The organism is Anabaenopsis arnoldii (genome assembly GCF_028331025.1).
GTDB lineage: Bacteria > Cyanobacteriota > Cyanobacteriia > Cyanobacteriales > Nostocaceae > Anabaenopsis > Anabaenopsis arnoldii.
This window is the reverse complement of sequence record NZ_JAQMUH010000141.1, coordinates 39,678-52,024: the sequence shown is the minus strand read 5'-3', so window position 1 is coordinate 52,024 and position 12,347 is coordinate 39,678. Positions and strand designations below refer to the sequence as shown.

The 12,347-nt window shown below is 44.1% G+C and carries 9 protein-coding genes and 1 pseudogene; 4 read left to right on the top strand and 6 right to left on the bottom strand.

All coding sequences use genetic code 11. The features are described from left to right. Positions 1–132 precede the first annotated feature (132 nt). Together PN457_RS12705 and PN457_RS12700 are read right to left on the bottom strand one after the other, a co-directional pair. Positions 133–288: pseudogene (locus tag PN457_RS12705) on the bottom strand (LL-diaminopimelate aminotransferase); the annotation flags it as partial. Between the two features lie 130 nt (positions 289–418). Continuing rightward, the gene (locus PN457_RS12700; protein WP_271733716.1) at positions 419–616 is read right to left on the bottom strand and encodes a hypothetical protein; all 198 of its coding nucleotides are present in this window, start codon (positions 614–616) and stop codon (positions 419–421) included. Positions 617–1,322: 706 nt separating this feature from the next. Here PN457_RS12700 and PN457_RS12695 point away from each other — a divergent pair. The 3 genes from PN457_RS12695 (at position 1,323) to PN457_RS12685 (ending at position 7,696) form a co-directional block, all read left to right on the top strand. Next, complete coding sequence (locus PN457_RS12695) at positions 1,323–3,974, top strand: TIGR03960 family B12-binding radical SAM protein (protein ID WP_271733715.1); 2,652 nt, start codon at positions 1,323–1,325, stop codon at positions 3,972–3,974. 817 nt (positions 3,975–4,791) lie between these two features. Beyond that, positions 4,792–6,993 carry a ribonuclease E gene (rne, locus tag PN457_RS12690; protein ID WP_271733714.1) on the top strand — a complete coding sequence of 734 codons (2,202 nt, stop codon included), beginning with the start codon at positions 4,792–4,794 and terminating at the stop codon, positions 6,991–6,993. Positions 6,994–7,000: 7 nt separating this feature from the next. Continuing rightward, complete coding sequence (locus PN457_RS12685; protein ID WP_271733713.1) at positions 7,001–7,696, top strand: ribonuclease HII; 696 nt, start codon at positions 7,001–7,003, stop codon at positions 7,694–7,696. 82 nt (positions 7,697–7,778) lie between these two features. Here PN457_RS12685 and PN457_RS12680 read toward each other — a convergent pair whose 3' ends face one another. Continuing rightward, entirely contained in the window at positions 7,779–8,411 is a 633-nt protein-coding gene (locus PN457_RS12680; protein WP_271733712.1) for a DUF1997 domain-containing protein, read from the bottom strand. Between the two features lie 265 nt (positions 8,412–8,676). Here PN457_RS12680 and pheA point away from each other — a divergent pair, with 265 nt between their 5' ends. Continuing rightward, a complete protein-coding gene (pheA, locus tag PN457_RS12675) occupies positions 8,677–9,546 on the top strand; it encodes a prephenate dehydratase (RefSeq protein WP_271733711.1) in 870 nt (289 codons plus the stop codon). A gap of 213 nt (positions 9,547–9,759) precedes the next feature. Here the strand turns inward: pheA and PN457_RS12670 are convergent, their stop codons facing one another. The 3 genes from PN457_RS12670 to tuf form a co-directional block, all read right to left on the bottom strand. Then, a complete protein-coding gene (locus PN457_RS12670) occupies positions 9,760–10,407 on the bottom strand; it encodes an LON peptidase substrate-binding domain-containing protein (protein ID WP_271733710.1) in 648 nt (215 codons plus the stop codon). Between the two features lie 145 nt (positions 10,408–10,552). Beyond that, positions 10,553–10,870, bottom strand: coding sequence for a 30S ribosomal protein S10 (gene rpsJ / locus PN457_RS12665; protein ID WP_006196404.1), 318 nt, complete (start codon positions 10,868–10,870; stop codon positions 10,553–10,555). 232 nt (positions 10,871–11,102) lie between these two features. Beyond that, on the bottom strand, positions 11,103–12,332 hold the full coding sequence (gene tuf, locus PN457_RS12660; protein WP_271733708.1) for an elongation factor Tu: 1,230 nt from the start codon (positions 12,330–12,332) through the stop codon (positions 11,103–11,105). Between the last annotated feature and the right edge of the window lie 15 nt (positions 12,333–12,347).

Sequence of the window (12,347 nt, the reverse complement as noted above, 5' to 3'; positions counted from 1 at the left end):
TTTAAATGGGGCGTACAACATATTAAGAAAAGCAGTCCTGAACGCTTTTGCAGACGGGATAGAGGGGTTAGGAGTAACTCCAATCAGGTTTACCCCTGGTAAAGTGACTTTGTAGATTTGTCTATAATTTCACAAACTCTGAAGAATCTGAGTAGGAGTTGGTTTATCTGGGTCGCCCAGTGCCAGATTAATGATATCAACTCCCTGAAGCCCAAGTTGTTCCCGTTTGCTGTTAAGTTCGGCAAACAAATAAGGAGGAATTTTTTCTAAACGTTTAGCGGGCTGCATGGTGGTTTATGACTAATGCAAGTTATGGATGCTCATTAGCACAGTTTACGCCACACCGGTGAAATAAATACTAAATTTCCGCGAAAAACACTAGCCATGACCCGGGATTTCCCTGGTCAGCAAGCAGTACTTAACCCCAACTGGGTACTAACTTCACCCTACCCGCATCCATTTCTGCCATTAATAACTCTAGAGCTTCATAATCTACATCAGAAATGTAACCCATTTGAGTTAGTTCTGAATTGATTTCATTTTCGATTTCGGGGGTTAATTTTTGAATATCAAGGGCTTTTTCAACCAGTTGACGGATAATGTATTTAGTTCTCATCAGTAATATACCAAGACTATATGTGATAATTCCTGTCCAAGATACTGTTAGGTATACAATGTGATTGAATTTTTCATGCTGGTGTGAACTATATCATTAGAGGATGGAATAAATAATCTGTCTTTAACCTTGGTATGCAACCCTGTCCAGCATGACAATAAATCAAGTCTTTGCATCTAAACCTGAGAGTGAGTTAATTAGTTTGAGTTACTAACCCCGTAAGCTTTGTCAGAAAAGTTACGCTGATTTTATCTCCTCTATGGCGGTCTATGTAGATTGTTTTGCAGATGGATGGGAAAAAAAGTATACAGATACACATTTTATCCTGTATTTACGACAATTTTATCAAACATCTTAAGTTTGATAAAAATTCGGCAAAGTTACCGGAATAGGTGGGAAAACATCAGAAGCAAAAGTTGGCGCTGTACAGTTAAAGTATCAATTAGTCCCCCTACGCTTGCCCGACCCTCACCCACACCGGGATAGATAAGTTAGTAAACGGTGTTGAATATGTAACAGTATAAATGTACCAAATAAATCTACCAACAACTGCAATTTATAATTGTAGATTGTGATTCAGCAACGGAAAAAGGTGTATTTTTACAAAAATCTGGCCATGAGGATTGAATAACTGTACCGCACAGGCTACATTAATGCTAAATTATAGTAGATTAGCTGTAATTAAGGTAGCTAAGAAGATAGCATAGTGGTTGTTGCAGTTGAGAAATTAATCACAGCGGATATATTAAAGCCAGCGCGTTACTTGGGTAATGAGCGATTGGCAGTACATAAACCCTGGCATAAGGCCACAATACGCTGGGCTTTAACCTACCCAGAGGTGTATGAAGTCGGCTCGTCTAACTTAGGGCATATTATTCTATATAATATCCTCAATGCCCAGCCCCAACAATTATGCGATCGCTCTTATTTACCAGGATCTGACCTGGCAGCAAAACTGAGGGCAACCAATACACCCTTGTTTGCCGTAGAATCAAAGCGACGCTTAGAAGAATTTGACATTTTAGGTTTTAGTCTCAGTTATGAACTGGGAGCAACTAATATCCTGGAAATGTTAGACCTAGCGGGAATCCCCCTCACATGGCAAGAAAGAGCCGAGGGTAACTACCCGTTAATTTTTGCCGGGGGACAGACTGCCACATCAAACCCCGAACCATACGCCGACTTCTTCGAGTTTTTCGCCCTCGGCGATGGGGAAGAATTACTACCAGAAATTGGGTTAGTGTTGGCAGAAGGGAAACAAAGCAAACTAAGTCGGGAAAATCTACTCCTAGACTTGGCTCAGATACCAGGGGTCTATGTCCCTCAATTTTACGATATGGCAACGGATGGCTCAGTACATCCTCGCCGAAAGGATGTGCCAAAACGAATTATCCGCAGGGTAGCAACCCCAATCCCAGCATATTCCATTGGTTTAGTTCCTTACATGGAAACCGTCCATGACCGTCTCACACTGGAAATTCGGCGAGGATGTACACGTGGTTGTCGCTTTTGTCAACCAGGAATGCTGACTCGTCCAGCCAGGGATGTGGAACCAGAACAGGTAGTAGCAACCATTGAAAAAGGAATGCGGGCTACTGGATACAATGAGTTTTCCTTGCTATCCCTGAGTTGTTCCGATTATTTGTCCTTACCAGCAGTAGGGATGGAAATCAAAAACCGGTTAAAAACGGAGAATATTTCCCTGACACTGCCTAGTCAACGGGTAGATAGATTTGATGAAAATATTGCCAAGATTCTGGGTGGAACCAGGCAAGGTGGACTAACTTTTGCGCCAGAAGCCGGCACACAAAGAATGCGGGATATTGTAAATAAGGGTTTAACTAATGAAGAATTATTAAGAGGCGTAAAGACAGCTTGGGAACAAGGTTGGGATAAAATTAAGTTATATTTCATGATTGGGTTGCCGGGGGAAACAGATGCCGATGTGGTAGGCATTGCGGAAACAGTCAGTTGGCTACAACGAGAATGTCGCGGTAGAGGCAGAAAACCACTAAACTTTAACCTGACAATTTCTAACTTTACACCCAAGCCCCATACGCCTTTTCAATGGCACTCAGTTTCTACTACAGAGTTCAAACGGAAACAAAACTTGCTCAGACAAGAATTCCGTCGCATTAGGGGTGTTAAGGTGAATTTCACCGATGTCCGAATTTCGGCAATGGAAGACTTTGTGGGCAGAGGCGATCGCACACTAGGGAAAGTAGTCCGTCGCGCCTGGGAATTAGGAGCCGGTATGGATTCCTGGTATGAAAATTTAGATGCAGCCTTTGGTGCTTGGGAAACAGCCATAGCCGAAGCTGGTTTAGATTGGAAATATAGGCGGGTAGAAAAGGGCGAGTGGAATCTGTTTGATAGCCAGGAAGACAAAGTTGAGGGGAGAAGGGGAAGGGGGGTAAATTCGGTTTTCACTCCCCCACTACCTTCGCCAGACTCCCTAAATATGCCCTTACCTTGGGATAATATAGACACAGGCATCGATAAAAAATGGCTGCAGGAAGACTTAAAACGGGCTTTAGCAGCGGCAGTAGTCCCGGATTGTTCTTTTGCAGCTTGCTCACACTGCGGTGTCTGCGGCACAGACTTCGGACATAACATTGTGATTTCACCGCCACCAATACCAGAATTTCCCGGCAATTTTGTTCCCAATACAAATAAAACCCAAAGACTACGCGTCTGGTTTGGTAAGCAAGGGTCCATGGCTTTAGTGAGCCACCTGGATTTAATACGCCTGTTTGATCGGGTCATCCGCAGAGCAGGTATACCCATTGCCTTTACCGGTGGATTTCATCCGGGTCCCCGGATTGCGATCGCCAGCGCTTTAGCTCTTGGGGCCACCAGCAGTGGAGAAATTGTAGATTTTGAGTTAACCCAGCCAGTGGAAGTTGAGAATTTCCGACAGCAACTAGTTCAGGAACTGCCCGGGGACATCCCCATATATAAAGTTGCTAGTATAGACTTGAAAGCCACCGCAGCTAACCAAGTCATTGAGGCTGCGGCTTATGTAATTAAGCTAGCAACCTCCAGATCAGTAACAGCAACACAATGGCAAGAATGGATTGATGCCATCAAAGCCAAAAATGATCTATGGTGGGAGAAAACTAGCAAATCAGGGAAGAAGGAATTAGTAAATCTGCGCTCCCGCTTGTTTGAACTGGAATTAGTAGAAACTGAAACCAGTACAGCAGAGTCTACAGCTGTTATGCATTATCTAGGAAGTTGTCGCCATGATGGTGTGGTCTTGCGTCCCGAACAAATACTGTCTATGCTGGAAATAGTATCGCTCGAAGAATTTCAATTGCTGCACATCCACCGCAACCAGCTAGTTTTAGGTGTATAATCCCTAATAAGCAATGGTTTATTTAGAGCCTCCCTCAAGGACTTAAAACCTAGGGCATAGCTGCGCTGATGGCGGAGCGTGACCCTAGCCAAGTCTGACATAGGACATAATGGCAATTAATTCCCTCGGTTGCGTTAGAATCAGAGCAAGAGAATTTTCACTGCGTGGCCATTCAATGGACTAGTTCACTCCCCTAGTAAGCAGGGAGGAAAAGCTATCTATAGCTATGCCAGGCAAAGCTATGGGAGCGTGTACTTAGCTAAAACTTGCGTTCAGGCTTCTGTGTAAGCATATAAGATTGTGACTTCTAGAATTGTATCCAAAGACTTGGTAATGAAGACAGCTTGCCGCTCTTCCTAGGACATAAGCGAATGGCTACGCCACACAAGCTATCAGCCGAATGCTGCTGGAGCTGCTGTAGAAGTAGTTGTGAGACTTGTCTTGTAGAAGCCACTATCCCTAGAGCTAACTTGTGAACTAGTAACTTAAAAAATGGGCTGCCGTGGCCAACTCTTCCTCTATATTTTCTAAACAAGTGCTAAATGCCTAATCTCTAGCTACCAGTGGTATAGCATCAAAAATCACCCATAGAGGGTTGCCCTGATTTTTCAATGTTAACTTTGGTTAAATAATATGCAGCCGTTGGAAAATAATCACCGCGTGTAAACGCAACTCTTTAGTCCGATGCTCCCTTTAATTTTGAGCAAAGAAGTCACAATTTTGATGATCAGCAGCGCCTTTTGGAGCTGGCAGGGGCGAAAGGCACGCGTGTTCCTCTAAGCTTCTCGTTGGCGCTGCCAATTTTTGAGGAAATTGAATGCCAAAGCAAATTATCATAGCAGAACAGCATCAAATTGCTGCTGTCTTTTCTGAAGATCAAATACAAGAACTCGTAGTCGCCACTGGTCATCACCAAATTGGTGATATCTACTTAGGTGTAGTAGAAAATGTTTTACCAGGAATAGATGCGGCTTTTGTCAATATCGGAGATCCAGAGCGTAACGGATTTATTCATGTGACCGACTTGGGTCCATTGAAGCTAAAGCGTACGGCAGCAGCAATTACAGAACTATTAGCACCACAACAAAAAGTTTTGGTACAAGTGATGAAGGAGCCAACAGGGACGAAAGGTCCCAGGCTCACAGGTAACATCACATCACCGGGACGCTATGTAGTTCTCATGCCCTACGGTCGGGGGGTAAACTTATCTCGACGCATTAAAAGTGAAAGTGAGCGCAACCGCTTGCGTGCGCTAGCAATTTTGATTAAACCGGCGGGAATGGGTTTACTGGTGCGTACAGAAGCAGAAGGCAAACCAGAAGAGGCTATTATTGAGGATTTGGAACTGTTGCAAAAGCAATGGGAAGCCATTCAGCAAGAAGCACATTCTACCCGCGCCCCGGCGCTACTGAATCGGGATGATGACTTTATCCAGCGGGTACTCAGAGATATGTACGGTGCCGATGTGAATCGGATTGTGGTGGATTCCAGCACCGGATTGAAAAGAGTAAAACAGTATTTGCAGAATTGGAGTGGAGGTCAAACACCCCAGGGCGTATTGTTCGACCATCACCGCGATCGCTCGCCAATTTTAGAATATTTCCGCATTAGTGCCGCAATTAGAGAAGCCCTCAAACCGAGAGTAGACTTACCCTCTGGCGGCTATATTATCATTGAACCAACAGAAGCATTAACAGTAGTAGATGTTAACTCTGGTTCCTTCACGAGATCCGCAACGGCGAGGGAAACAGTGTTGTGGACCAACTGTGAAGCTGCTACGGAAATCGCTCGTCAGTTACGGCTGCGAAATATTGCCGGGGTAATTGTGGTTGACTTCATTGATATGGAATCGCGGCGCGACCAATTACAAGTTTTAGAACACTTTAATAAAGCACTCAAGGCAGACAAAGCTCGTCCTCAGATTGCCCAACTCACGGAGTTAGGACTAGTAGAACTGACCCGTAAACGCCAAGGTCAAAATATTTATGAATTATTTGGTCATACTTGCCCCACTTGTGGCGGGTTGGGGCATACTGTGCGTTTGCCAGGAGATACAGAAACCCGACTGCCAACCACTGCTGAAATACCAGAGCGTTCGGATTTCGGATCCACTCAGTCTAAGGTCTCTTTTCCTAATAACGATAGCGTGGGGAGAGTTCAAACACCAAGGATACAGGCAGTAAAGGCGCGAGGTTATGAGTCTTTTGACGAGGGGTTTGGGGATATTATTGATACCCCCATTAATCATCCTAGCTATCAAGAACCACGGGACGTAAAGCGTCGTGTTCGTAAGAGCAGCCATGGTAGATTTGGTCTTAATGGAGTTAATACTAAGGATGATATACGTAGCCTAGACTCTCTGTCGAGTCGAGGTGGAGACATCAGTGGGGTGATTCCTGGTGAGGTAGGTTTTGACAATGATTTAGATATAGACTTAGACATTGATACCCAAAGGTCTACTCCAGAAATTCCCTCTCCCTCCTTAACTAAATCCGGTTGGCAAGAGAGAACTGGGCGGGCTACCAGGGAGAAGCTCGATCCAATTAAACCAGTGGTAGAACCACCGGAATTTAAAACTGTGGAAATGAGTCCCCAAGAACAAGATGTGTTCGCTTTGATGGGGGTTTCTCCTTTATTGAAGTTGGATGAGGAATCTCAGGGTAAAAGTCCCAAGTCAGTAATTATTAATATTATTGCACCAGGACAATTAGACACTAATGTCACAAAAAATCACAATTTGATTTTTGAGTCACAGGATGAACCCAATAATCAGTTGTCGCTACCAGAAGATAAAACCCCTAATGTCCTGGATAGGGAGTATGGTTTTGAACCCCAAGAAGAAACCATAATCATAGAGAGCGTAGTTGAAACTCCAGAAGCTACTACTCATAGCTTGCCTATGGATTTGGAAGTGACACCTGCCGTTACGCCGGTCGACAAAATCTCTACTGGTAACCGTCGCCGCCGCCGTCGTTCTTCTGCCCTAGAGTCTAACTCTTCTACGGGTGAGGACAATTAATTCTGTTATGGAGACAGAAGAAACAATTTCACATCCCGGATTCTTGAATTCGGGTGAGGCGGGTCTCCCTTTTTCACCTTCCCCTTTACCTTTCTCTTGTGACTTGGTGGCGGGTATAGATGAGGTGGGGCGAGGTGCTTTGTTTGGTCCTGTGGTGGCAGCAGCTGTGATTTTGCCTGGTTGTGCCTTGCCAAAACTCATGGCTGCTGGTATTAAGGATAGTAAAAAACTTTCCAGTTCTCGGAGAATTACACTAGCAGGGCAAATTTGTGAATTGGCGACGGACTGGACTATTGGGGTGGCTTCCAGTACTGAGATTGATGAACTAAATATTTTGCAGGCAACTCTGTTAGCTATGAAGCGGGCTGTGCTGAAACTGAATGTACAGCCTCAACTATGTTTAGTTGATGGTAACCAGCTGATTAAAGATTTGTTGGTGCCTCAACAAACTATCGTTAAGGGTGACGAAACTCATGTGAGTATTGCAGCTGCTAGTATTGTCGCTAAGGTTTGGCGTGACTCGCTGCTCATCCGTTTGGCATCAAAGTATCCTTTATATAATTTGGAGAAGAATAAGGGCTATGGTAGCCAAAAGCATTTGCTGGCTCTCCAACAGTATGGTCCATCACGACTGCATCGCAAATCTTTTCGTGGTTGTCAAGTGAGCGATCACTTAACTGAAGCTCAAGGCGTTGGACTTTAACCATACAAGCTACGGCTAGCTTGCTAGTTCTTAAATAATCCCCTTGGTCTAGGTTGAGATAGGTTTTATATAAGGGAGTGAGTTAATCTGGGTTGAGAATAGGGATTTCGCCAGGACTGCAATTGCCTTTGGCACTGCGCTGATTGCAATCAGCGCTAGTGTTGTCAATTAGGAGAGGTTCCATACCCTGTGATGTTGCCCAGTGGTGGTAATCGGCTAGGAGTTGATGCTGTAGGCGTTGTTTTATGGTCATCAGTATACTTTTGAGTAAACCATTACCTGTGGCTTCTAGGATGGGCTGAGGTGTGAAGCAAAATGGGGCAGGGATATCTACTTCTACTTTTAGGTCGGCTTTTCCTTGGAGGCTGGTGATGTTGTTGTTTTCTTGGGGTGATAAATACCCTTGTAAATTTAATGACCAACGCTGGTTGATGTACTCAAAGCCCAGAATTTGACTATTTACCGATCGCACCTGAATGGTTCCATGTGATTCTGCCCAAACTTTCAGGTCTACAGTGGGTTGAATACTCAGTGACATGAAGGTTAATGGACGCATTTTTAAGCGAAATATTTCTTCTGAAAGTTGCTGTATGCGACTATTATCTGTGAGTGCGTTGACTAGACGTTGGGGCTGACGCAGGTAATGTTGGATAGGGATGGGTTGTGGTGGTACATTAATTCTTACTGTTTGGCAGGCGGTAAACTGGGTAGCCATGAATTAAAAGCAATAATTGTTGAATACTTCTGTTTTTAATTAAATTATAATTTTATTTTTTTCTATTCGTTGAAACATTATAGGAGCCGATTCCAATTGACTGGGAGAAAACTTGAGAAAATTGGATTGAACTCTATTTAAAAGCTGTTCACAAAAGACTATTTTTACCTATCATACAGTCATAACCTCGGCTCAACCATGCTCCATGATGGAGTCCTATTACAATAGGCCTCTAGTTTAGATAAATAATTTAGGACTAAAGTCTGTGACTATATCTATTGCTCATTTAGGACCTCCTGGCACTTACGCAGAACAAGTAACTGCTTTTTATGCTAACTGGCTGGCAAAAAAAACAGGTAATCAAGCTATGTTGTGTCCATATTCGAGCATTTCCCAATCACTCAACGCTGTTGCGTCTGGAGAAACTCTGTTAGCTGTTGTACCGGTAGAAAATTCTATTGAAGGCAGTGTAACTATGACAATGGATACACTATGGCAGTTGGATAGTTTACGAGTTCAGTTGGCTTTGGTGATGCCGATTGCTCATGCTTTAATTTCTTGTGCCGGTAGTTTAGATACTATTCAAACTGTTTATTCTCACCCACAAGCTTTAGCACAATGTCAAGGATGGTTAGGGCAGTTTCTCCCAACTGTGCAGTTAATAGCGAGTAATTCGACTACCGAATCCCTACAGCGACTGGATGGAGATTTAACCGCGGCTGCGATCGCATCCAGTAGAGCCGCCGAACTCTATAAATTGCCTATATTGGCTAGTAATATTAATGACTACCCCGACAACTGCACTCGCTTTTGGGTGGTGAGTCAATGGGTGGAAGATTTAGTGGCTATATCAGGAAGTGCTCATTACACTTCCTTGGCTTTCACTGTCCCAGCGAATTTGCCGGGAACGCTACTTAAACCACTACAGGTATTTGCTGGGTTAGGGATTAATCTTAGTCGTATTGAATCGCGACCAACGAAGCGATCGCTAGGAGAATATTTGTTTTTTATTGATTTAGAAGCAGATGTGCACGAAGAGCAAATGCGATGCGCTTTAGCGCAGTTAACTGAGCATACAGAAATCTTGAAGATTTTTGGCAGCTATAATATTCTACCTATAAAAACTGGGTTGTAATTCGTAATTCAAAAAATACGAATTACGAATTACCTATGGCTACGCCACGCAAGTTATCACATAGCCTTCCCCTGGGAAAAAGGAAATATAGCCTTTTTCAGGCTCATGAAGTACACACCAATTCCCTATTCCCTATTCCCTATTCGCTGTTCCCTGTTCCCTGTTCCCTCAAACTAAAAAAATTTGTACCTCACGAGCATGGGAAATGCTATATTACGAATTATTGAAAGTATCTTTGAGGACGGCGCGGGCTGCTAAATGATTCCGAGTAGAAGTCAAAATTTCTGCTTCTCTTTCCAAGCGAAGTAAGGTATCTTGTGTTTCTAACAATGCTTGTTGCTCTGATGGCACACCATAGAGATTACTTGCTACCCAGTAAGAAAGTTCTGTAGGTAGGTCGGGTAATTCCTCTGGTAGTTCCATATTTTGCTCAGTTAATTTGGCTGAGAGACGAACTACATCTCGTAAGAGTTGTTCGACATCTGCGGCTAAGGGGCGTAAATCTTGAGTTGGCGGCTGATCTTCTAACCATTCTACTAACCCAACACGGTAAGGCTTTTCGCGGACGTATTCTAAAACACGGAACCTTTGCTGTCCCAAAGTTAACATTTTCATGCGGTCATCTGGCAGCCGTTGGTAATGAATGATTTCTGCACAGCAACCAATATTAGCGATTGTACCGTCAACTGGATCGACCATTAACACACCGAATCGGCGATCGCTCTCCAAAATCGTATTCATCATGATTCGGTAGCGGAATTCAAAGATGTGTAGGGGTAATGGTCTACTAGGGAATAGAACTACTTCGGGTAACGGGAACAGAGGTAGTTCGCGAACTGCAATTTTAGAAGAGGATGTCATTGTTACCTTTGTATAAAATTAATTGTGAAATTTATTCTTCTCTGCTTTCCCCGTACTTTTCTGATATTCTATCATTTGTTTCCCAGCTGATAAAAAGCCCTGAGATAAATTTCTTCAGGGCTGGGTAAATATTACAGCATTAACCTTATAGTTTTACTTCAATGTCCACACCAGAAGGTAAATCTAGCTTCATCAGGGCATCAATAGTTTTGGAAGAAGGTTGATAAATGTCAATAATCCGGCGATGGGTGCGGGTTTCAAAGTGTTCCCGGGCATCTTTATCTACGTGAGGCGATCGCAGCACACAGTAGATTTTACGTTTTGTTGGTAAAGGAATTGGGCCTATAGCTGTAGCGTTAGTTCTGTTAGCCGTGTCTACAATCTTCTCGCAAGATGTGTCCAATAAGCGACGGTCAAAAGCCTGTAAACGAATTCTAATTTTCTGCTGCTGTAGAGTTGCCATCTTTAATTTTCTAGGTTCTGATGAATGATGATGATTTTTCTGAGAATTATCGGGGATAGTGACTTTTTATGCCCACCGTGGCCAAGGCTTTGGGGTGAGACTGTCACAATTCCCCTTCTGCTGAGATTAGCCGCAGCATAGCTGATTACTTGAACAAGCAATCAAAGAAGGAAGATAAAGGAGCACCGATAGATTATCTACCAGCGCTCCTTGCTTATAGAACAAAAAGGTGTTACTTCAGAATTTTGGAGACGACACCGGCACCAATAGTGCGTCCACCTTCACGAATTGCGAAGCGCATTCCTTGCTCAATAGCAATGGGGTTGATCAATTCCACTGTCATTTTAATGCGATCGCCGGGCATCACCATTTCTGCCTCGCTACCATCATCAGAAGTAAAGGATTTGATGGTGCCGGTTACATCAGTTGTCCGTACGTAAAACTGAGGACGATAGCCCGAGAAAAATGGGGTTTTCCGTCCGCCTTCTTTCTCTGTCAAGACGTATACTTCACCTTCAAATTGAGTGTGAGGAGTAATAGAACCTGGTTTGGCAATTACCATACCGCGCTCGATGTCAGTTTTTTGGATACCGCGCAGGAGCACACCGGCGTTATCACCAGCCATACCTTCTTCGAGACTCTTCTTAAACATCTCGATCCCAGTCACCGTGGTGTTGCGAGTGTCTCTAATGCCCACTAGTTCAACCACATCACCGACCTTAACCTTACCACGCTCAATCCGACCAGTGGCCACAGTACCACGGCCTGTGATCGAGAATACGTCTTCCACTGCCATCAGGAAGGGTTTATCTACAGCACGGTCGGGAGTAGGAATGTAGGAATCTACTGCTTCCATGAGGGCGTAGATTTTGTCTACCCACTCATCTTCACCCCGTTGAGTTTTGGGGTTGGCAGTCATTTTTTCCAATGCTTTGAGACCGGATCCCGATATAATGGGGATGTCGTCACCGGGGAAATCGTAGCTAGATAATAGCTCACGGACTTCTAATTCTACCAGCTCTAATAGTTCTGGGTCATCTACCATGTCTTCCTTGTTCAGGAACACAACCAGACTGGGCACACCTACCTGCTTTGCGAGTAGGATGTGTTCACGGGTTTGGGGCATGGGGCCATCTGCGGCGGAAACTACGAGAATACCACCATCCATTTGAGCCGCACCAGTGATCATGTTTTTCACATAATCAGCGTGTCCTGGGCAATCTACGTGAGCATAGTGCCGATCGCCGGTTTCATACTCAACGTGAGCGGTATTGATGGTAATCCCCCGTGCCTTTTCTTCTGGGGCATTATCAATTTGATCGTAGCCTTTACCTGTAGCTTGACCCAGCGCAGCCAGAGTCATAGTAATGGCTGCTGTTAAAGTAGTTTTACCATGATCAACGTGACCAACTGTACCGATATTAACGTGGGGTTTAGTCCTTTCAAACTTTGCGCGTGCCATGAATGCTCGTTTCCT

What these genes read in the sequence shown, in the direction of transcription:
- rne (WP_271733714.1), top strand. Translation starts at nt 4,792, where the DNA reads ATGCCAAAGCAAATTATCATAGCAGAACAGCATCAAATTGCTGCTGTC.
- PN457_RS12680 (WP_271733712.1), bottom strand. Translation starts at nt 8,411, where the DNA reads ATGGCTACCCAGTTTACCGCCTGCCAAACAGTAAGAATTAATGTACCA.
- PN457_RS12670 (WP_271733710.1), bottom strand. Translation starts at nt 10,407, where the DNA reads ATGACATCCTCTTCTAAAATTGCAGTTCGCGAACTACCTCTGTTCCCG.
- tuf (WP_271733708.1), bottom strand. Translation starts at nt 12,332, where the DNA reads ATGGCACGCGCAAAGTTTGAAAGGACTAAACCCCACGTTAATATCGGT.
- PN457_RS12685 (WP_271733713.1), top strand. Translation starts at nt 7,001, where the DNA reads ATGGAGACAGAAGAAACAATTTCACATCCCGGATTCTTGAATTCGGGT.
- rpsJ (WP_006196404.1), bottom strand. Translation starts at nt 10,870, where the DNA reads ATGGCAACTCTACAGCAGCAGAAAATTAGAATTCGTTTACAGGCTTTT.
- PN457_RS12700 (WP_271733716.1), bottom strand. Translation starts at nt 616, where the DNA reads ATGAGAACTAAATACATTATCCGTCAACTGGTTGAAAAAGCCCTTGAT.